Source organism: Hephaestia mangrovi (assembly GCF_019880555.1).
Lineage (GTDB): Bacteria > Pseudomonadota > Alphaproteobacteria > Sphingomonadales > Sphingomonadaceae > Sphingomonas > Sphingomonas mangrovi.
This window is the reverse complement of sequence record NZ_JAINVU010000003.1, coordinates 127,727-148,216: the sequence shown is the minus strand read 5'-3', so window position 1 is coordinate 148,216 and position 20,490 is coordinate 127,727. Positions and strand designations below refer to the sequence as shown.

The window sequence follows — 20,490 nt, the reverse complement described above, 5'->3', positions numbered from 1 at the left end:
TTCCGTGCGCGGTTCAGGGTAATTGTGCCGGTCGCAGACCGTTGCCCCGGCTGGACGCAATCGGCGCGCGCGCCGGCCAGGCACGCAGGCCGGCGACCAGCGAAAGTGCGGCGACCGCAACTAGCACGCCGAGGATCATGTCGGTCAGGTAATGCGTCCCTTCGACCGGCGTGGCGAGCAGCATTGCGAGGTTGATCGCGACCAGCAGCCCGCGGATGCGCGGCTGGCGCCAGGCGAAGGCGATCAGCAGCACGCCCGATGCGGCATGAAAGCTCGGCGCCGAAACCAGCCCGACGAGGTGCCCGAGGTCGATCAGCGGCACGTCATGATCGCGCAGCCGCGGGATCAGATGCGGCTGCCACAGATCGCTGACCGGCAGATAGGGGATCGGCCCGTGCCACAGGTAAGCGAACGGCCCGATCGCCGGCATGAAGCGGAACGCCGCCAGCGTGATCGCCGCGGCGAACCACACGGCAGCGATGAACTCGTGCGCCTCGCGCCGCTGGTCGGTGATCGCCAGATAGCCGAGCAGGATCGCTGGCGAGACGTAGATCATCGCATAAGCGGTACGGCTGGCGGCCTGCAGCATCGGGTGCGCGGCGACCGCGCGATACCAGTCGAGCCAGTTGAAATGCAGCGCCAGATCGCTGCGCTGGAGCAGCGGGTCGACGAAGCCGTGGCTTCCCGCCGCAATCGGATAGCTGGCCACCGCGCCGGTCAGCGCGATCGCGGTGAACAGCCCGAAATAGTGCGCCATATCGCGGGCTATCCGCATCATCGGCGAGGCGCCTGAACGGCACGTCCAGCGAACCACGCCGAGCAAGGCGAAGGCGAGGGCAAAGCGCAGCGTTCCCGGTGCAAGCGGATCGATCGCCAATCCGGCCGCGAACAGCAGCAAGGCGACCGCCGCAACGCTGATCGCGAGCAGCGCGACGATCGCGCGGCCGGTGATGGTGGCAGGAGCCGGCGCGCGCCCGCCATGCGATCGCGCAATCAACCAATTGACGGCAGGCAACGATTTTCCCTCGAACCAATTCGCAGCGGCCGCGTTCCGCCGCTGCGCCTGCTTTGCGCCGGCCATCCTTAATGTAACATAGCTGACTTATTTGGAAGCGAGTTGTGCGCTCGCCGGCTTGACCGCGAGCAGATTTGCCACCTGGGCCTTGAACTTGCGCAGGTCGGCGCCGGCCAATTGTGCCATGCTGGTCAGCTTGACCGACAGCGGGTTGATCGGGCGGCCGCCGCGGCGCACCTCGTAATGGACATGGGGTCCGGTCGAAAGTCCGGTCGAACCGACATAGCCGATCACTTGCCCCGCCGCGACGTGCTGGCCGCGATGGACCGCGATGCGGCTCATATGGCCGAAGCCCATCGACAGGTTGTGGCCCGCATCGATCGACACGAAATTGCCATAGCCGCCCTTGTGCCCGGCGAGCGTCACGGTGCCGGCGGCGGTGGCGTGGATAGGGGTGCCATATGGCGCGCCGACGTCGATCCCTTCGTGCATCCGGTAATAATGCAGGATCGGATGATAGCGGCGCCCGAAGGTCGAGGTGATGTGGCCGGCGACCGGCAGCCCGCCCCCCGCTTGCTTGATCATGCCCTTGCCCGAGGCGGAGAACCATTGCGTCTCGCCATCGTCCTGCCACCGCACGAGCTGAAGCTTGTCGCCATGGCCCTGGTCAAGCCCGGCGAACAGCAGGTCGCCGAGGCGCACTTCGCCGGTCGCGGCGCGATCGCGCTGGATGATGAAATCGAACCGGTCGCTCGATCCCACGCGGCCGATCGAGACGTGGCTCGCGATCGCCTTGAGATAGGCGGCGACGATGGTGGCCGGCACGCCGGCGGCGCGCGCCGAGCGATAGAGCGAGCTGCCGACCAGGCCTTCGATCCGCAGCGGCGTGTGGTCGATCGCGATCGGCCGGGGGGTGAGGGTGAGCCGCCCGTCCTCGCGCGCGATCGTCAGTTCGAGATCGAAGCGCGCGCGGAAGGCCAGCTTTTCCAGCGGGCGCGGCACCGATTTGCTGGCGCGGCGCCCGAGCGTGAGGTCGAGCCGCGTGCCAGGTTTGAGATCGTCGAGCGCCATCCGGCGCGAAACCAGCTCGGCGACTTGATCGGCATCGTCGTTGCTGACGCCGGCGCGCTCGATCGCCGACGACAGATCGTCGCCCTGGCCAAGCGTCGCGGTCAGCTCGATGATCGGGCGTTCGGGGGTTTCGGCGAGCGGCGCGACGAGATCGCCCGCGGCGACATGGCGGCCGGTGGTCGCGCCCCAGGCGATCGGGGCGATCGATTGCGCGCGCGCTTCATCCCATTCGCTGCCCTGAAGCGGGGCGGGGGCGGCGCCGATCAGCGGGCGCGGCGCAAGGCCCGGTGACAGGAACCACGCGCCGGCGAGCAGCGCCAGGCAGGTGGCGGCGCCGCGGAACCATTCGGCCGAGCCGATCCGCGCGCCGAGATCGGGCGTCCAGTCGATCGCTTCGGCGCGATCGCGCAGGCGGTCGATCAGCCGGTCCGGCGCCGGCGCCGCGAGGGCACGGCCGAAGGTGACGGTGCCGCCACCGCCGCCCAGTCCATGATCGTCGCGTAGAAACACCTGGCGAGCGTCCCCGGTAAAAGCTCACTCATGGCCCACCCCGGCCATGAGGCAAGGAGTGTGCCGCACAGAGCCTAAAGTCAAATTAACCGCGGAATCCTGCGGCATTCGTTGCGGTGAGCCGTGCGGCGGGGCGGACGAAGGGATGAGCCGTTGCGCGGAGCGCCCCGTGGTGCGCTTAACCTCGGTGCTTGCACAGGCGGGGGCGAGCGCCGATCTTGCCGGGGCAATGACGACGTTCGCTCGCTCGCCGGTCACCGCCGTGCTGGGGCCGACCAATACCGGCAAGACCCATCTCGCGGTCGAGCGGATGTGTGCGCATTCGAGCGGGATGATCGGCTTTCCGCTGCGGCTGCTGGCGCGCGAGGTCTATGATCGCGTCGTCGCGATCAAGGGGCCGAAGGAGGTCGCGCTGATCACGGGCGAGGAGAAGATTCTCCCGCCCGACGCGCGCTGGTTTCTGTGCACCGCTGAGTCCATGCCAGTCGATCGCGAAGTCTCGTTCGTCGCGCTGGACGAGGCGCAACTCGGCGCCGATCCGGAGCGCGGGCACGTGTTCACCGATCGGCTGCTCCATGCCCGCGGACGCGACGAGACGATGATCCTGGGCTCAGAAAGCCTGCGGCCGATCGTCCGCGCGCTGGTGCCCGATGCCGAGGTGATCGGCCGGCCGCGCTTCTCGACGCTGAGCTACGCCGGGGCGAAGAAGATTTCGCGGCTGCCCAAACGCTCTGCGATCGTCGCCTTCTCGGCCGAGGAAGTCTATGCCGTCGCCGAGATGCTGCGGCGGTTGCGCGGTGGCGCCGCCGTGGTGATGGGCGCGCTCAGCCCACGCACGCGCAACGCGCAGGTGGCGATGTTCCAGTCCGGTGAGGTCGATTATCTCGTCGCCACCGATGCGATCGGCATGGGGCTGAACATGGACGTGGCGCATGTGGCCTTCGCCTCGCTCAACAAGTTCGACGGCCGGCGCCAACGGCGGCTGACAGTGGCCGAGATGGCGCAGATCGCCGGCCGCGCCGGCCGGCATCAGCGCGACGGCACGTTCGGCGCGATCACCGAGCAAGGCCCGGGCGCATTCACGCCGGAGGAGATTGCGGCAATCGAGGAGCATCGCTTCCCGAGGCTCGATTTCGTCTATTGGCGCGAGGGCGCGCCGGATTTTTCGAGCGTCGATGCGCTGATCGCCAGCCTTGAGGCGAAGCCCGATCACGAGCGGCTGCGCGCGGCGCCCGAAGCGGTCGATCTCGCGGTATTGAAGCGGTTGGCCGAGGAGGAGTGGGTGCGCGCGCGGGCGCGGCATCCCCGGATGGTCGCGCGGCTGTGGGCGGCGTGTGGCCTGCCCGATTTCCGCAAGCTCGGCGTCGATCCGCACGCGCGGTTCGTGTCGCGCCTGTTCGGCGATTTGTCGGAGGGCGCCGGCCACGTACCCCACGATTGGTTCGCGGCCGAGATCGCCCGGCTCGACAACGTCCAGGGCGATGTCGAGACGCTCGCCGGGCGGATCGCGGCGGCGCGCAGCTGGGCCTATATCGCGCATCGCGCCGATTGGCTCGCCGATCCCGTGCATTGGGCGGACCGGACCCGCGCGATCGAGGAGCGCCTGTCGGACGCGCTGCACGCGTCGCTGACGCAGCGTTTCGTCGATCGCCGGACGACGGTGCTGATGCGGCAGATCGGGGCTGATGTTTCGGCGCTGCCGGTGGTGGTCGGCGAGGAGGGCGAGGTGATGGTCGAGGATCATCCGATCGGCCGGCTCGACGGTTTCCGCTTCACCGTCGCGCCCGAGGCGCGCCACGCCGACAAGAAGATGCTGCTCGCGGCTGCCGAAAAGCGGCTCGCCGGTGAGCGCACGCGGCGCGGCGAAGACCTGGCGCAAGCCGCCGACGCGGCGATCGCGCTGGTCGCCGCGCCCGGCAACACGCCGGAGCTTCACTGGCGGGGGCATCGCGTCGCGCAGCTTGTGCGCGGCTCGTCGCCGGCCAGCCCGCGGCTGGTGCTCGATCGCAGCCTCAATTGTCTCGATCGGCCGCTCGCCGAGCGCATTCGCGATCGGCTCGGTGGCTGGCTCGCTGCGCAGGTGGACCGGCAGGCACCCGCGCTGGCGAGGCTCGATACGCTGAGCCGGGACGAACATGCCAGCCCGGCCTTGCGCGCGATCGCTGCCGCGCTGCTCGACAAGGGGGGAATCCTGCCGCGGGTCGCGGTGGGCGACAGCATCGACCGGCTCGATTCGCCCGAACGCAAGCGGCTGCGCCAGGCAGGGGTGACGATCGGCTCGCTCGACCTGTTCGATCCACGCCTGCTCAAGCCGGAGCCGGCGCGATGGCGCGCGGCGCTGCTCGCGGCGGCCGGGGAGGCGCCGGTCGCGGCGGGCGCGCCCGAGGGAGCGACGGTGCTCGCCGGCGGCGCTGTCGCGGGGTTTCGTGCGCTCGGCCCACAGGCGGTGCGTGTCGATCTGGTCGAGCGGCTGGCGCGCGCCGCGCATGAAGCGCGCAAGGGCAAGGCGCCGTTCGCGCCCGATCCCGCGCTGGCGACGTCGATCGGCCTCGGTCCCGAAACGCTCGCGCGCCTGATGACGGCGTTGGGCTTCCGCAGCGCGCCGCCGATCGAGGGCGCGCCGCGCTGGCAATGGCGCGGCCGGCCGCGTCCGCGCCGCGCCGCGCCGGCCAGGCCGCGTCCGGAAAACGCCTTTGCCGCGCTGGCCGATTGGGGGTCGCATGGCCGCTGAAACGATGCGGCTCGATCGTTTCCTGTGGTATGCCCGGCTGGTGAAGACGCGACCCCATGCCCAGGCGCTGGCGGGATCGGGGCATCTGCGCATCGACGGCCGCGCGATCGACAAGGCCGCGGCGCCGGTTCGCCTCGGCAACATACTGACCTTTGCCGATCATCGCGGCGCTGTCCGCGTGCTGCGCGTCGACGCGCTGCCGGTGCGGCGCGGCCCGCCGGCGGAGGCGCGCGCATGCTATGCCGATCTTGCAAACGTCTCGCAGGAAGCGGCGGGCGATTGACGTGCCCGGCGCGCGCGCATAGCAGCGAACCCGCATTCGTCACGCCGCCAAGGGAGTTTTCCGGCAATGACCTACGTCGTCACCGAGGCCTGCATCCGTTGCAAGTACATGGATTGCGTCGAAGTCTGTCCGGTCGATTGTTTCTACGAAGGCGAGAACATGCTCGTCATCAATCCCAATGAATGTATCGATTGTGGCGTGTGCGAGCCCGAATGCCCGGCCGAGGCGATCCTGCCCGACACCGAAAACGGGCTGGAAAAGTGGCTCGAGGTCAATTCGACTTTCTCGACGCAATGGCCCAACGTCACGCGCAATGCCGGCCAGACGCCGGCCGATGCCGATGAGCACAAGGGCGAAGAGGGCAAGTACGATAAGTATTTCTCGCCCGAACCCGGCCAGGGCGATTGATCGCTCCGCGCCGATAAAAGGCTGAATACCCGTTTGGTTGCGGGTCAGGCGATCCGCCGGTCAGTTGCCGGCGGAAACGCGCGGTGCTGCGCTGTTCGGATCGAAGCAACGCTGGTAATTTTATTGCAAGTATGTTAAATGAAGATTCGACGGGCACGATCTTTGTCGTCGCCCGCCTGGAGTCGCATTTATTCCTCCCCGATGCGCCATCCGGTTTCATGCCGGCAATAGGCGATCGTGCGGAGTCGATCCAAGGGAAAGGCTTTCAAGAATGGTCGCCAAGGCGCTCTCCTTCGATGTCGGAGATTATGTCGTTTACCCCAAGCACGGCGTCGGCCGCGTGATTGAACTGCAACGCCAGGAAATCGCCGGCATGCAACTTGAGCTTTACGTGCTACGCTTCGAAAAGGAGAAGATGACGCTCCGCGTGCCGACCAACAAGGCGGAATCGATCGGGATGCGCAAGCTTTCCAGCGACAAGACGCTCAAGGAAGCGCTCGATACGCTGAAGGGCAAGCCCAAGGTCAAGCGCACCATGTGGTCGCGCCGCGCGCAAGAATATGAAGCGAAGATCAATTCGGGCGACCTCGTGTCGATCGCCGAGGTGGTCCGCGACCTGTTCCGCGCCGACGACCAGCCCGAGCAGAGCTATTCGGAACGGCAGATTTTCGAAGGCGCCACCAGCCGTCTTGCCCGCGAGCTGGCTGCGATGGAGGAAACCGACGAGCGCGCGGCGCAGGAAAAGATCCTCGATATCCTGCGCAAGGCCGCACCGCTCCACGCCAAGGAAAAGGCAGAGGCCTGACATCGGGCTTTTGCGGGAAGAGGGCGGTCGCGCTGCGGCCGCCCTTTTCGTGAGCGCAAGGCGCGGGACGGCGGTTGGTCCATGGACCCTGAAACAAGTTCAGGGTGACGTCGGGCAAGATGCGCGGGATCGTCTTGCACGGCCATGACAAGTGTATTATAGAAGCAATACACAAAGGAGGTTGCCGATGCGTGCCCTGATGATTCTCGCTGCCATGCCCCTCGTCGCCTGTTCGTTCCACGGCGGCGGCGATAACGACAGCCAGCCCGGCGTGCCCGCGTCGGGCCAGGGCACGTTGCGGACGTTTCAGGTCGCCGGCTTCAACGCGGTCGATCTGCGCGGATCGGACAATGCAGACGTGCGCGTCGGCCCCGATTTCTCGGTCCGTGCCGAAGGTCCGTCGGATCGGCTCGACGATCTCAAGATCGTCAAGGACGGCGACGTGCTCAAGATCAGCCGCAAGTCGAACCATATGAGCTGGGGCGGCGGCCGCGACGTCAAGGTGTTCGTGACGATGCCGGCGATCCGCGCGGCGAGCATCTCGGGCTCGGGCGACATGGCGGTCGATCGCGTCGAGGGCGGCGCATTCGAGGGCTCGACCGCGGGTTCGGGCGATCTCTCGATTCACCAGATCAAGGCCGGTTCGGTGACGCTGTCGATCGCCGGTTCGGGCGATATCGACGCATCGGGGGCGACGCAGGATCTGTCGCTGTCGATCGCCGGATCGGGCAATATCGACGCCGGCGGGCTGACCGCGAGCGCGGGCAAGGTCTCGATCGCTGGCTCGGGCGATGCCAAGGCGGTGGTCAACGGCCATGCCAAGGTGTCGATGATGGGATCGGGCGACGTCGATCTCGGCGGCAACGCCACCTGTGATGTGTCCAAGATGGGGTCGGGCGAGGTGCGCTGCGGGCATTGACCCGCGCGCGCGATCGGTGCGAGTGAAGCGGGGATGATCCGCCCGCTCCTCGCGCTCGCGCTGCTCGCCTTGCCGGGCATCGCCCACGCCGCCGACCGCAGCTTCATGGTCGGCAGCTTCACGCGCCTCCGCGTCGACGGGCCATTCGCCGTCACCGTGCATACCGGCGCCAGCCCCGGCGCGACCGCCAGCGGCAGCAACAACGCGCTTGACGCGCTCACGGTGCGCGTCGAGGGCGATACCGCGGTGGTGACCATGGGCGCCGCCGACTGGTCGAGCGATTCGGGCGAGATGATCACCCCGCCCGCCGTCACGCTGACCACCCCCAGCCTGCAATCGGCGACGATCAATGCCGGCGCGACGCTGACGATCGACGCGATGAAGGGCCAGAAGATCGATCTGACGCTCAATGGCTCGGGCGCGCTTGCGGTGGGCGCGATTACCGCCGATCAGCTCAACGCGCGCATCGTCGGCGCCGGGCAGATGACGCTCGGCGGCACCGCCCATCGCGCGCTGGTGACGGTGATGGGGCCGGGCTCGGTAAAGGCGACCGATCTCATGGTCGACGATCTTACCGCGCGCTCCGATGGGCCGGGCCAGCTCGATCTCGCCGCGCGCTACACCGCCGCGATCACTACCACCGGCCTCGGCCCGGTGACGGTGGCCGGATCGCCGTCCTGCACCGTCCATGCCGTCGCGGGCGGCCCGGTGCGATGCGGGAAGCAGGCGCATTGATCGTCCCCCCGTTCGACCATTCGTGAAAAAGGAATAGCCATGACCAGAAACTGGTGGCTGAGCGGCACCAGCCTGCTCGCGGCGCTCACGCTCGCCCAAGCGGCGCCCGCGCAGGTCCAGGCGTCTGGCGCGGCGGCGGGCCGGACGGCTCAGGCGACTGCCCCCGGGATCGCCGCAGCGACCTCATGGGAGCATGAGGGGAGCGACATCCCCGCCGATCCCGCCTGGGTGACAGGCATTTTGCCCAACGGCGTGCGCTATGCCGTTCGCCAGAACGCGATTCCGCAAGGCACGATCGCGATCCGGGTGCGGATGGATGTCGGCGCGCTCGACGAGACACCCGATCAGCAGGGCTGGTCGCACCTCATCGAACACATGGTGTTTCGCGGCACCAAAAATTATCCGGACGGCGATGCGGTGCGCATCTGGCAACGGCTCGGCGCCAGCTTCGGCAGCGATACCAATGCCTCGACGACCTACACTGCGACCACCTTCATGCTCGATCTGCCCAAGTCCGACCCCGCATCGTACAAGCAGGCGATCGACGTGCTGTCGGACATGATGCGCGAGGCGAGCTTCGACCCCAAGCTGCTCGATACCGAGCGCCAGGTGGTGATTGCCGAGCGCCAGCAGCGCATCTCGCCCTTGTCGCGTAAGGTGCAGGATGCCGGCAACGCGATCTTCCTCACCGGCCTTACCGCGGCCAAGCGCGAGCTGGGCGGCACCGATGCGACACTCGCCGCCGCCACCGCGGACAAGCTCAAATCATTCTATCATCGATGGTATCGCCCCGATCGCGCGGTCGTGGTGGTGGTCGGGGACGCCGATCCGCAGATGCTGGTCGCCGGCATCAAGCAGGCGTTCGGCGATTGGCGGGCGACCGGCGCACCGCCACCCCAGCCCGACGATGGCAAGATTGCGACGCCGCCGAAGCCCGCCGCAGTCGTGGTCGATCCGCAGGCTCCGAACGCGATCCAGCTCGCCTGGATGCACCCGCATGACGACGCGCCGTTCACCATCGCCAGGCAGCAGGCGCAGTTCGCCGATTTCGTCGCCACGCGGATCATCGCGCAGCGGCTGGCGACCGAGGCGCAGCAGGGCAAGGCGATCGTCAACGCGACGGCGAATTATCCCACCGCGCGCCACGTCGCCGATCAATTGACCGTCTCGATCGTGCCCAAGCCGGGCGACTGGAAAGCTGCGCTCGACGAAACCTTCGGCGTGCTCAACCGGCTGCGCGAGACGCCGCCGTCGCAGGCCGAGATCGATCAACAGGTCGCCGGCATCGAGGAAGGGCTGCGCAAGTCGGTCGACATGCGTCAGACCGAGAATTCGCCGTCGCTGGCGAACACTTATATCCGCGACGTCGATCAGCACGACGTGACGCCGACGCGCGCCTTCTATCTCAAGCTGTTCCAGGCGGCGAAGGCGTCGCTCACCCCCGATGTCGTCGCCAGGGCGATTGATCGCCAGCTCGCTCCCGATCCGCGGATGATCCTGCTGAGCTCGACTCCGGTCGCCGGTGGCGACGATGCCGTGGTCGCCGCGCTTGAGGCAGCGCGCAAGACCGCGGCCGCCGCTACCGAGGCGCTGCGCAAAGTGTCGCTGGACGAGCTCAGGATCGACGAGACGCCGGGCAAGGTCGTCTCCCGCCGGGCGATCCCCGATCTCGGTATCCAGCGAGTCACTTTCGCCAACGGTGTCGAGCTCGATTACAAGCAGACGCCGTACGAAAAGGGCGCGATCCGCCTCAAGGTCGAACTGGGCCACGGCCTCTACGGCCGCCCGGTGGACGATCCCGGCCTGTTATGGAGCTCGGCTGCACTGACCGCCGCGGGCTTCGGGCCGTTCACCCCCGATGAGCTGACGCGGCTCACCGCCGGCCGCCAGATCGGTTTCGCCCTGCAACAAGCGCCCGATGCGCTGACTTTCACCAGCCATACCGATCAGCAGGACGCTGGCGACGCGCTCAAGCTGATTACCGGCGCGATCACCCAGATGCGCTATGCCGAAACGCCGATCGATCGCATGAAGAACAGTTTCAAGGCGACCTATCAGGCCTATTTCGCGGCGCCGACCACGGTGCTGCAGGCGTTCGGTGCGCCCTATTTCCACGGCGGCGACAAGCGGTTCGAGGCGCTGCCGTCGCCCGACACGGTCGGTGCGCTGACGCTCGATCAGTTCCGCGCTTTCTGGCAGGCGCAACTTGGCCAGGGGCCGGTCAAGGTCGTCGCGGTCGGCGATCTCGATCCCGATGCGCTGGTCGCCGACGTCGCGAAAACGCTCGGCGCGCTGCCGCCACGCCCCTCGGCCAAGCCGACCGCGCAGGAACTCGCGGTCAGCGCGCGCTGGACGGGCAAGACGCCGGTGATCCTGCGTCACAAGGGCGATCCCGATCAGGCCGCGGTCGGCCGCGTTTATCCGACGACCGGCGTGCTCAAGAATTTCCCCGAAAGCGTCGCGCTCGATGTCGCGGCATCGGTGATCCAGGACCGGCTGACCAGCCAGTTCCGCGAGACGCAGGGCGGCAGCTACACGCCGTTCGCGGACAGCACGCAATCGAGCGAGCTGCCCGATTACGGCTTCGTGCTCGCCGCCGCGCAGCTTCGCGTCGAACGGATCGGCGATTTCTACAAGACGCTGGATTCGATCATCGCCGATCTCGCCGCCAAGGGGCCGACTGCCGACGAATTGCAGCGCGCGCTCAGCACCAAGCTCTCGGCCTACCGGCGATCGCAGACCAACAATGTCTATTGGCTCGGGCGCGTCGACGACGATCTCGATGATCCACGCGTGCTGGCCGCGATCCGCGCCCTGCCCGGCACGATCGAAAAGGTCGATGCCGCGGCGGTCAAGGCAGCGGTGCAGCATTGGCTCGCCGGCGCGAAACACGCTTATGATGTCGAGGCGCTGCCGCAGGGGGTTAAGGCACCGTCCTGAGGGGGAGAACCGCGGGTCGGCGCAGAATAGGGGCGAAGAATGGACCCGCGCCGACATGGCGGGATCGGGGCGAAACCGCTCAATCCTGCTGGCGCAAGGCCACGTCGTTCATGAAGCGCGCGTCGTCGCCGGCGGCGAGCCAGTGCGCCTCGGCGGCGATCGCGCCCAGCATCTCGGCGAGCGGATCGATCTCCGCCTTGGCATAATTGCCGAGCACATAGCCATGCACCCGGTCCTTGTGGCCGGGATGGCCGATGCCCAGGCGCACGCGGCGGAAATCGGGGCCGATATGCGCCGCGGTCGATCGCAAGCCGTTATGCCCCGCCGTGCCGCCGCCGACCTTCACCTTGACCTTGAACGGCGCCAGATCGAGCTCGTCGTGAAACACCGTGACGTCGGCCGGCGTCAGCCGATAGAAGCGCATCGCTTCACCGATCGACTGGCCGCTGTCGTTCATGAAGGTCGCGGGCTTCAGCAGGATCAGCTTTTCGGTGCCGAGCCGCGCCTCGATCGCCCAGCCGTTGAAGCGCTTCTTTGCCGCCTCGAAACGATGCAGGTCGGCGATCGCGTCGATCGCCATGAAGCCGACATTGTGCCGGTTCATCGCATATTTCGCGCCCGGATTGCCGAGGCCGGCCCACAGCTGCATCTTGTCTCCTTGGTCGGCTGCCCCGAAACGGTCGCGGCGCCGGCCTGCTCTCCGCCCCGGCTTCCCATTCAGCATGATAGCTTGAGAAATCGAGGCGGGAGAGCGGGCCGGCGCCGCGCAGCGTAGCTGCAAACCGATCAAATAAGAAACCGGCCTCCGATCGCTGGACCGGAGGCCGATTGGAACGATCAGCCCTCGGCGTCGTCCGATTGCTCGGTCGCCGGGACGTCGCCGGCGGCGGGTTCGGCCGCTTCGGTTTCGTTGTCGCCTTCGCTCGACTTCAGTGCCGACGGCGCAACGACGGTGGCGATGGTGAAATCGCGATCCTCGATCGCCGACGCTGCGCCCTCGGGCAGCTTGACGTGGCTGATGTGGACCGAATCACCGACATCGAGGCCCTCGAGCGAGATCTCGATCTCGTCGGGAATGTTCGCCGCGTCGACCACCAGCTCGAGCTCGTGGCGAACGACGTTGAGCACGCCGCCGCGCTTGATGCCGGGCGCCTTTTCCTCATTGGTGAAGTTCACGGGCACGTTGACGTGCACCTTGGCGTGTTCGGAGATGCGCAGGAAGTCCGCGTGGACCGGGCGATCGGTGACGACGTCGAAGGTAACGTCCTTGGGCAGGGTCCGCGTGGCCTTGCCGCCCACCTCGACCATGATCACCGAGTTCATGAAGTGGCCCGTCATCAGCAGCTTGGTCAGCGCCTTTTCCTCGACGTGAATCGGGGTCGGGTCTTCGTTGTTGCCGTAGATCACGGCGGGTACGCGGCCTTCACGACGCAGCGAACGGGAGGCTCCCTTGCCAACCTGCTCACGCGTCTCGGCAGCGAGCGTCAGATTGTCGCTCATTCTGATTCTCCGAAACATAAGGGTTCGTCTTCCCGCGTCACGCCTCCAGGGATGACCATGGCGCGGAAGCGCGCGCCTATAGGCTACGCGCGCGAGAGACGCAAGGTGGTGGGAGTTCTTGTTGGAGAGCCGCACCGGCCCGCTCCCCCACCCCACCTCCCAAGACTTTATGCTGCATGGGAAGTGGGGTGGGGGAGCGGGCCGGTGCCGCTATACTAATATGCCACCCGCACCGCCTTCAGCTTGTAGGTCTTGGCGAGATCGGCCTGCACGCTGCCGTCGCCCGCCAGATGCCCGGCGCCGACCGCGACGAACACCGTGCCCGGCTGCTTCATCCGGTTGGCGATCCACGAGGCGAAGCGCGCGTTGCGATCGATCAGCAGCGTCTGCTTGAGCTCGGGCTGGCCGGTCAGATCGTCGTTCATGATCTTCGCCAGCGCCTGCGGCTCGCCCTTCGACCAATCGGTCACCATCTCGCCCATCTCATCGCCGAGCTTGGGCATGTCGTCGATTGCCGATTTCAGAAAGGCCATCTGCGCGGTCTGCGACAAGCCGTCGAGATAGCCGAACTGCTGCTCGGCGGTTTCCATGCCGAGCACCTGCTTGTTGGCCGCCTTGGCCGCGCCGGTCAGCACCGCCTCGGGCCCGTTGGCCGGGCTGTAGCCGAGCTTGACCAGCGGCGCGACCGAGAATTCGGTCGCCGCCAGCCACGGCTTCAGGCGATCGACCACCGCCTGCGGCGCGCCGATCTCGGCGACTGCCTTGGTATAGTCGCCGCGCTCGTCCTCGGGCAGCTTCTGCGACAGCGGCGTGCCGTCGGTCGCCATGCCCATCTTCATCACCATCGCCTGCATCGCCGCGGGATCGGGCATCACCATTTCCAGCACCAGCGCATCGGCCTTGTCGAACGCCGCCTTCACGCCGTCGTCGAACCACGAATAGCCCGGTTTCAGCACATGGATCGTGCCGAACAGATAGACCGTGGTGTCCTTGTCCTTGACCACCCACAAGGCCGGATCGGCAGCGATCGTCGCGGGCGCCGGCGTGGCGGTTGCGGCCGGCGGCACGGCCGTGGTCTGCGCGCTTGCCGAAAGCGATACGGTGGCAAGCGCGAGCGCCGAAAATCTGACAAATCTCATCGAATCCCTCCCCGACAGGTGTCGTGCACCGATAGGCCACCGCTCGCGCCGGGTCCACTGCTGCTCCGCTTGATTCCGTCCGCCCCTTCCGGCAAGGCACCGCGCGAGATTACCGCACCGCAACAGGCACCCGATTTTGACCGAGCCGCTCAGCTTCCAGCGCATGATCCTGACGCTCCATGATTACTGGAGCGATCGCGGCTGCCTGATACTGCAACCCTATGACATGGAGATGGGCGCCGGCACCTTCCACACCGCGACGACATTGCGCGCGCTGGGCCCCAATCCGTGGAATGCCGCCTTCGTCCAGCCGTGCCGCCGGCCGACCGACGGCCGCTATGGCGAGAACCCCAATCGCCTGCAGCATTATTATCAATATCAGGTGATCCTTAAGCCCTCGCCACCCGGCCTGCAGGATCTCTATCTCGGCAGCCTCGCCGCGATCGGCATCGATTTCACGCGCCACGATATCCGTTTCGTCGAGGACGATTGGGAAAGCCCCACGCTCGGCGCCTGGGGGCTCGGCTGGGAAGTGTGGTGCGACGGGATGGAGGTGACGCAATTCACCTATTTCCAGCAAATGGGCGGCTTCGACTGCAAGCCGGTGGCGGGCGAGCTGACCTACGGGCTCGAGCGGCTGGCGATGTACATCCAGAATGTCGACAGCGTGTACGACCTGAAATTCAACGACGCCGGCGTCAGCTATGGCGACGTGTTCCTCGAAAACGAGCGCGAGATGAGCGCGTGGAATTTCGAGGTGGCAAATACCGACGCGCTGTTCGATCTGTTCAGGAAAGCGGCGGCCGAGTGCGAAAACTGCCTCGAAAAGCAACTCCCGATCCCGGCCTACGAACAGGCGATCAAGGCCAGCCACGTCTTCAACCTGCTGCAAGCCCGCGGTGTGATCTCGGTCGCCGAGCGCCAGGCCTATATCGGTCGCGTCCGCGATCTGGCGAAAGGCGCCTGCGCGTCGTGGATGGAAAAGCACGGGTGGTCAGCGTGATGGCGTCGGCAAATCCTCCCCGGGACGGGGAGGGGGACCGCGCCGCGAAGCGGCGTGGTGGAGGGGGCTCGCCGTCGCTCCGCCGCCCCGAAGTCTATGAAGCTCGCCGCGCCCGCAGGAAAATGAGCTTGCCCGAAGTTCTATTGTGGCAGCGTCTGAAAGGCTCGCCGCAAGGCATCGCCTTTCGCAAACAGCACCCGATTGGCCAATATCGTGCCGATTTCTACTGCGCCGCTGCCAAGTTGGTTATCGAGATCGATGGCGCCGCGCATGACATGGGCGACCGGCCGGAGCGGGATGCGAAGCGGACGGTGTGGCTGGAAGAGGAAGGATATCGAGTTCTGCGCGTGATGGGGGCTGATGTGCTTAAGGATGCGGACGAGGCAGCGCAGGCGATCGTCTCATATGCGGCTGCGCCCCCTCCACCGCCTTCGGCGGTTCCCCTCCCCGTGAACGGGGAGGATTTTGCGTGACCGATTTCCTGCTCGAACTCCGCTCGGAGGAAATCCCCGCGCGCATGCAGGCCAAGGCCCGCGAGGATCTCGCGCGGCTGTTCGCTGCTGAACTTGCCAAAGCCGGGATCGAGGCCGGCGCTATCGTCACCTACGCCACCCCGCGCCGCCTCGCGCTGATCGCGCGCGACCTGCCGCTCGAAACCGCCTCGGTCTCCGAAGAAACCAAGGGCCCGCGCACCTCGGCCCCGCCGCAGGCGCTCGAAGGCTTCCTGCGCAAGACCGGGCTGACCCAGGACCAGCTCGAGGATCGCGACGGCATCTGGTTCGCGGTGGTCGAGAAGCCCGGCCGCAAGACCGCCGACGTGCTCGCCGAGGCGATCCCGGTGATCGTCCGCGCCTTCCCCTGGCCCAAGTCGATGCGCTGGGGCGCAGCCTCGGCCAGCACCGAGAGCCTGCGTTGGGTCCGCCCGTTGCAGGGCATCGTCGCGCTGCTCGGCGAGGAGGTCGTGCCCTGTGAGATCGCCGGCATCGCCAGCGGATCGGCGACCCTCGGCCACCGCTTCCACCATCCGGGCGCGATCACGATCGGCTCGGCGGCCGATTATATCGAGAAGCTGCGCGCCTGCCACGTCATCGTCGATCAGGACGAGCGCGCGGGCATCATCCGCGATGCCGCCGCCAAGCTCGCCGCCGACGCGGGGCTGGAACTGATCGAGGACGAAGGGCTGGTCGCCGAAAATGCCGGCCTCACCGAATGGCCGGTGCCATTGCTCGGTCGCTTCGACGAGGCGTTCCTGAGCGTCCCGCCCGAGGTGATCCAGCTCACGGCTCGCGTAAACCAGAAATATTTCGTCTGCCGGGGGCGCGACGGAAAGCTGGCGAACGCCTTCATTTGCACCGCCAACATCGCCGCGTCGGACGGCGGCGCGAAGATCGTCGAGGGCAACCGCAAGGTGCTCGCCGCGCGGCTGTCCGACGCCAAGTTCTTTTACGAAACCGATCTCAAGACGCGGCTCGAGGACCAGCTCCCCAAGCTGGAAAAGATCGTCTTCCACGAAAAGCTCGGCACCGTGGCGGACAAGGTCGAGCGCGTCGCCAAGCTGGCGCGGTGGCTGGTCGAGGAGGGTATCGTGAAATCCTCCCCGCAAGGCGGGAAGGATTTAGCGTCCCTCGCCGAACGCGCGGCGCGGCTGGCCAAGGCCGATCTCGTCACCGGCATGGTCGGCGAGTTCCCCGAGCTGCAGGGCCTGATGGGCGGCTATTACGCCGCCGCGCAAGGCGAGCCGAAAGAAGTCGCAGAGGCGATCCGCGATCACTACAAGCCGGTCGGCCAGGGGGATGATGTGCCCACCGCGCCGGTGACGGTGGCGGTGAGCTTGGCGGACAAGCTGGATACGATTGTATCGATGTTTGCTGTCGAGCCACCTACTGGCTCGAAAGATCCATTCGCGGTTCGCCGATCGGCGTTGGCAGTTTTGAATCTTGTACTATTGAACGACCTACGCGCAGAGATTGGCAAGGTCGTGCAAGCTGCTGTGGGGAACTTTCGAAATCTCGACAACCCGGGCGATGGGAAGCCAAATCACTTCCTGACGATTGCGATGATGTCGAACAGATTACCCGACTTCTTCGCCGACCGCCTCAAGGTCCAGCAGCGCGAGGCTGGCGTCCGGCATGACCTGATCGACGCGGTGTTCGCGCTTGGTGGGGAGGATGATCTCGTCCGGCTGCTCGCGCGGGTGAAGGCGTTGCAGGCGTTCGTTGGCACCGAGGACGGGGCGAACCTGCTCACCGGCTATCGCCGCGCGGCGAATATCCTCAAGAAGGAAGGGTGGGACGCAGCCCAACAATCCACCAGTCACCCCGGACTTGTTCCGGGGTCCAACGCGCCACAAGCGCCAGCACCCGCGGAGGATTGGATGCCGGAACAAGTCCGGCATGACGATCTGGGGTATGAGCCCCAACCCGAGGAAGCCGCCCTCATCGCTGCGCTCGACACCGCCGCGCCGGCGGCCGCCGCTGCCGTCGCCGCCGAGGATTTCGAAGCCGCGATGGCCGCGCTCGCCACGTTGCGCGCACCGATCGACGCGTTTTTCGAGCATGTGACGGTGAACGACGCCAATCGGGAAAAGCGTGCGGCGCGTCTCGCTTTGCTGGCGCGCATCCGCGATGCCGTCCACGGCGTCGCCGATTTCTCGAAGATCGAAGGCTGAGCGGAGGCCGACGCACCCGAAAGACAAGCCTGGATCACAACACCATGCGCACGGACCGAGCATAACGGCCGGCGCTTCATACTGGGGAAGGCATATATGGCGCATTACGTGTATCGCTTCGGCGGCGGTGTTTCGGATGGTGGGGCAGGGGACAAGAACCTGCTTGGCGGCAAGGGCGCGAACCTTGCGGAAATGGCCTCGATCGGCCTGCCGGTGCCGCCCGGCTTCACCATCACTACCGAGATGTGCACGCGCTATTACGAGGAAGGCGAAACCTTCCCCGATTCGGTGCGCGAGGAAGTGGCCAACGGCATCGCCCATATCGAACGGATCACCGGCAAGCGTTTCGGTGACGCCGCCGATCCGCTGCTCGTCTCGGTCCGCTCCGGCGCGCGGGTGTCGATGCCCGGCATGATGGACACCGTCCTCAACCTCGGCCTCAATGACGAGACGGTCGTGGGATTGGCGAAGAAAGCCGATGACGAGCGCTTCGCGTGGGACAGCTATCGCCGCTTCATCCAGATGTATTCGGATGTCGTGCTCGGCCTCGATCACGGCGCGTTCGAGGAAGCACTGGAAATCGCCAAGGAGGATCGCGGCTATTATCTCGACACCGAGATGACCGCCGACGACTGGGAGGGGCTGGTCGACGAATATAAGTCACTCGTCGCCAAGCTGTGGGACAAGCCTTTCCCGCAGGACGCTCACGACCAGCTATGGGGCGCGATCGGCGCGGTGTTCGGCTCGTGGCAGTCCGAACGCGCCAAGGTCTATCGCCGCCTGAACGCTATTCCCGGCGATTGGGGCACCGCGGTCAACGTGCAGGCGATGGTGTTCGGCAACATGGGCGACACCTCGGCCACCGGGGTCGCCTTCACCCGCGATCCCTCGACCGGCGACGCGAACCATTATGGCGAATTCCTGATCAATGCCCAGGGTGAGGACGTGGTGGCGGGAATCCGCACGCCGCAATATCTGACCAAAAAGGCCCGCGAGGAGGCCGGCGCCAAGCCAGCCTCGATGGAAGAGGCGCTGCCGGACGCTTATGCCGAACTCGCCGCGGTCTTCCGCACGCTCGAAGACCATTATCGCGACATGCAGGACATCGAGTTCACCGTCGAGCGCGGGCATCTGTGGATGCTGCAGACCCGCACCGGCAAGCGCACCGCCAAGGCCGCGCTCAAGATCGCGGTGGATATGGCCAACGATGGCCTCATCACGCAGGAAGAAGCGATCGCCCGGATCGATCCCAAGGCGCTCGACCAGTTGCTCCACCCGACGCTCGATCCCGATGCGACCCGCGATGTGCTGACCAAGGGCCTGCCCGCCAGCCCCGGCGCCGCTTCGGGGGCGGCGGTGTTCGACAGCGACACGGCCGAGCGCCGCGCCGGCGACGGCGATGCGGTGATCCTCGTGCGCGTCGAAACCAGCCCCGAGGACATTCACGGCATGCACGCCGCCAAGGGCATCCTCACCGCGCGCGGCGGCATGACCAGCCACGCAGCGGTGGTCGCGCGCGGCATGGGCCGGCCATGCGTTTCGGGCGCGGGCACGCTGTCGATCGACATGAAGGCGCGGGTGATGCGCGTGGGCGCCCGCGAGATCAGGGAAGGCGAGACGATCACCATCGATGGCGCCACCGGCGAGGTGATGGCGGGCAGCGTGCCGACGGTGCAGCCCGAACTCGCCGGCGATTTCGGCACGCTGATGGAATGGGCCGACACCGTCCGCCGCCTGCGCGTGCGCGCCAATGCCGAGACGCCCGACGATTGCCGCACCGCGCGTGATTTCGGTGCCGAGGGCGTGGGGCTGTGCCGCACCGAGCACATGTTCTTCGATTCAGGGAGGATCACCGCCGTCCGCCAGATGATCCTCGCCTCGGACGAGAAAGGCCGGCGTGCCGCGCTCGACAAGCTGCTCCCCGAACAGCGCGCCGATTTCACCGAGATTTTCGAAGTGATGGCGGGCTTGCCGGTGACCATCCGCCTGCTCGATCCGCCGTTGCACGAATTTCTCCCCCACGAGGAGGATGAGTTCGCGGAAGTCGCCGAAGCCGCCGGCGTCGATGTCGAGACGTTGAAGCGCCGTGCTGCCGAGCTGCACGAGTTCAACCCGATGCTCGGCCATCGCGGCTGCCGGCTGGGTGTCACTTATCCCGAAATCTACGAGATGCAGGCGCGCGCGATCTTCGAAGCCGCCTGCGACGTCGCGGCGAAATCAGGCGAGGCGGTGGTCCCCGAGGTGATGATCCCGCTCGTCGCCACCCGGCGCGAGCTCGAACTGATGAAAGCGGTGGTCGAAAAGGCCGCCAAGGCAGTGTTCGAGGAAAAGGGTCGCACCCTCGACTATCTCGTCGGCACGATGATCGAGCTGCCGCGCGCCGCATTGAAGGCCGGCGAGATCGCCGAGGTCGCCGAATTCTTCTCGTTCGGCACCAACGATCTGACGCAGACCACGCTTGGCGTCAGCCGCGACGACGCCGGCCGCTTCCTGACCACCTATGTCGACAAGGGCATCTACCCGACCGACCCGTTTGTCAGCCTCGACATCGACGGGGTGGGCGAATTGATCGAGCTTGCCGCCGAGCGGGGCAGGGCCACCCGCCCCGACATCAAGCTCGGCATCTGCGGCGAACATGGCGGCGATCCCGCCTCGATCGCCTTCTGCGAAAAGGTCGGCCTGAACTACGTCAGCGCCTCGCCCTATCGCGTGCCCATCGCGCGGTTGGCTGCGGCGCAAGCGGCGCTCAAAAGACCAGGTTAA

Annotated in this window: 16 protein-coding genes; 11 read left to right on the top strand and 5 right to left on the bottom strand. The window is 66.7% G+C overall.

The window, feature by feature from the left end; all coding sequences use genetic code 11:
* Positions 1 to 13: 13 nt before the first annotated feature.
* Together K7G81_RS08080 and K7G81_RS08075 are read right to left on the bottom strand one after the other, a co-directional pair.
* On the bottom strand, positions 14 to 1,015 hold the full coding sequence (locus K7G81_RS08080; RefSeq protein WP_255586789.1) for a phosphatase PAP2 family protein: 1,002 nt from the start codon (positions 1,013 to 1,015) through the stop codon (positions 14 to 16).
* Positions 1,016 to 1,102: 87 nt separating this feature from the next.
* On the bottom strand, positions 1,103 to 2,596 hold the full coding sequence (locus tag K7G81_RS08075) for a M23 family metallopeptidase (protein ID WP_223030268.1): 1,494 nt from the start codon (positions 2,594 to 2,596) through the stop codon (positions 1,103 to 1,105).
* 229 nt (positions 2,597 to 2,825) lie between these two features.
* On the opposite strand from K7G81_RS08075, the gene K7G81_RS08070 reads away from it, so the two are divergent.
* The 7 genes from K7G81_RS08070 to K7G81_RS08040 all read left to right on the top strand — a co-directional run bounded on the left by K7G81_RS08070 (position 2,826) and on the right by K7G81_RS08040 (position 11,417).
* Positions 2,826 to 5,327: a helicase-related protein gene (locus tag K7G81_RS08070; RefSeq protein WP_223030681.1), complete on the top strand. Its 2,502-nt coding sequence runs from the start codon at positions 2,826 to 2,828 to the stop codon at positions 5,325 to 5,327.
* On the top strand, positions 5,317 to 5,610 hold the full coding sequence (locus K7G81_RS08065) for an RNA-binding S4 domain-containing protein (protein WP_223030267.1): 294 nt from the start codon (positions 5,317 to 5,319) through the stop codon (positions 5,608 to 5,610). The genes K7G81_RS08070 and K7G81_RS08065 overlap by 11 nt, the downstream gene beginning before the upstream one ends.
* A gap of 66 nt (positions 5,611 to 5,676) precedes the next feature.
* Positions 5,677 to 6,018, top strand: coding sequence for a ferredoxin FdxA (gene fdxA / locus K7G81_RS08060; protein ID WP_223030266.1), 342 nt, complete (start codon positions 5,677 to 5,679; stop codon positions 6,016 to 6,018).
* A gap of 271 nt (positions 6,019 to 6,289) precedes the next feature.
* Positions 6,290 to 6,823, top strand: a complete 534-nt coding sequence (locus tag K7G81_RS08055; RefSeq protein ID WP_223030265.1) for a CarD family transcriptional regulator — start codon at positions 6,290 to 6,292, stop codon at positions 6,821 to 6,823.
* Between the two features lie 187 nt (positions 6,824 to 7,010).
* Entirely contained in the window at positions 7,011 to 7,742 is a 732-nt protein-coding gene (locus K7G81_RS08050; protein ID WP_223030264.1) for a head GIN domain-containing protein, read from the top strand.
* Between the two features lie 33 nt (positions 7,743 to 7,775).
* Complete coding sequence (locus K7G81_RS08045; protein WP_223030263.1) at positions 7,776 to 8,477, top strand: head GIN domain-containing protein; 702 nt, start codon at positions 7,776 to 7,778, stop codon at positions 8,475 to 8,477.
* Positions 8,478 to 8,516: 39 nt separating this feature from the next.
* Positions 8,517 to 11,417, top strand: coding sequence for a M16 family metallopeptidase (locus tag K7G81_RS08040; protein WP_223030262.1), 2,901 nt, complete (start codon positions 8,517 to 8,519; stop codon positions 11,415 to 11,417).
* Positions 11,418 to 11,496: 79 nt separating this feature from the next.
* Here the strand turns inward: K7G81_RS08040 and pth are convergent, their stop codons facing one another.
* From pth to K7G81_RS08025, 3 genes are all read right to left on the bottom strand, one after another.
* Positions 11,497 to 12,066, bottom strand: a complete 570-nt coding sequence (pth, locus tag K7G81_RS08035) for an aminoacyl-tRNA hydrolase (protein ID WP_223030261.1) — start codon at positions 12,064 to 12,066, stop codon at positions 11,497 to 11,499.
* A gap of 188 nt (positions 12,067 to 12,254) precedes the next feature.
* Complete coding sequence (locus K7G81_RS08030) at positions 12,255 to 12,917, bottom strand: 50S ribosomal protein L25/general stress protein Ctc (RefSeq protein ID WP_223030260.1); 663 nt, start codon at positions 12,915 to 12,917, stop codon at positions 12,255 to 12,257.
* 215 nt (positions 12,918 to 13,132) lie between these two features.
* Complete coding sequence (locus tag K7G81_RS08025) at positions 13,133 to 14,056, bottom strand: TraB/GumN family protein (RefSeq protein ID WP_223030259.1); 924 nt, start codon at positions 14,054 to 14,056, stop codon at positions 13,133 to 13,135.
* 133 nt (positions 14,057 to 14,189) lie between these two features.
* On the opposite strand from K7G81_RS08025, the gene K7G81_RS08020 reads away from it, so the two are divergent.
* The 4 genes from K7G81_RS08020 to ppdK all read left to right on the top strand — a co-directional run bounded on the left by K7G81_RS08020 (position 14,190) and on the right by ppdK (position 20,490).
* Positions 14,190 to 15,059 (top strand): glycine--tRNA ligase subunit alpha, encoded by an 870-nt coding sequence (locus K7G81_RS08020; protein WP_223030680.1) that lies wholly within the window; start codon positions 14,190 to 14,192, stop codon positions 15,057 to 15,059.
* Entirely contained in the window at positions 15,059 to 15,532 is a 474-nt protein-coding gene (locus K7G81_RS08015; RefSeq protein WP_223030679.1) for an endonuclease domain-containing protein, read from the top strand. The genes K7G81_RS08020 and K7G81_RS08015 overlap by 1 nt, the downstream gene beginning before the upstream one ends.
* Entirely contained in the window at positions 15,529 to 17,727 is a 2,199-nt protein-coding gene (glyS, locus tag K7G81_RS08010; protein WP_223030258.1) for a glycine--tRNA ligase subunit beta, read from the top strand. The genes K7G81_RS08015 and glyS overlap by 4 nt, the downstream gene beginning before the upstream one ends.
* Positions 17,728 to 17,823: 96 nt before the next feature.
* Positions 17,824 to 20,490, top strand: a complete 2,667-nt coding sequence (gene ppdK, locus K7G81_RS08005; RefSeq protein WP_223030257.1) for a pyruvate, phosphate dikinase — start codon at positions 17,824 to 17,826, stop codon at positions 20,488 to 20,490.

Excerpts from the sequence above, each read along its gene's own strand:
- K7G81_RS08025 (WP_223030259.1), bottom strand. The coding sequence starts at position 14,056 with ATGAGATTTGTCAGATTTTCGGCGCTCGCGCTTGCCACCGTATCGCTT.
- K7G81_RS08015 (WP_223030679.1), top strand. The coding sequence starts at position 15,059 with ATGGCGTCGGCAAATCCTCCCCGGGACGGGGAGGGGGACCGCGCCGCG.
- K7G81_RS08065 (WP_223030267.1), top strand. The coding sequence starts at position 5,317 with ATGGCCGCTGAAACGATGCGGCTCGATCGTTTCCTGTGGTATGCCCGG.
- fdxA (WP_223030266.1), top strand. The coding sequence starts at position 5,677 with ATGACCTACGTCGTCACCGAGGCCTGCATCCGTTGCAAGTACATGGAT.
- pth (WP_223030261.1), bottom strand. The coding sequence starts at position 12,066 with ATGCAGCTGTGGGCCGGCCTCGGCAATCCGGGCGCGAAATATGCGATG.
- K7G81_RS08070 (WP_223030681.1), top strand. The coding sequence starts at position 2,826 with ATGACGACGTTCGCTCGCTCGCCGGTCACCGCCGTGCTGGGGCCGACC.
- ppdK (WP_223030257.1), top strand. The coding sequence starts at position 17,824 with ATGGCGCATTACGTGTATCGCTTCGGCGGCGGTGTTTCGGATGGTGGG.
- K7G81_RS08045 (WP_223030263.1), top strand. The coding sequence starts at position 7,776 with ATGATCCGCCCGCTCCTCGCGCTCGCGCTGCTCGCCTTGCCGGGCATC.
- K7G81_RS08030 (WP_223030260.1), bottom strand. The coding sequence starts at position 12,917 with ATGAGCGACAATCTGACGCTCGCTGCCGAGACGCGTGAGCAGGTTGGC.
- K7G81_RS08050 (WP_223030264.1), top strand. The coding sequence starts at position 7,011 with ATGCGTGCCCTGATGATTCTCGCTGCCATGCCCCTCGTCGCCTGTTCG.
- K7G81_RS08055 (WP_223030265.1), top strand. The coding sequence starts at position 6,290 with ATGGTCGCCAAGGCGCTCTCCTTCGATGTCGGAGATTATGTCGTTTAC.
- K7G81_RS08040 (WP_223030262.1), top strand. The coding sequence starts at position 8,517 with ATGACCAGAAACTGGTGGCTGAGCGGCACCAGCCTGCTCGCGGCGCTC.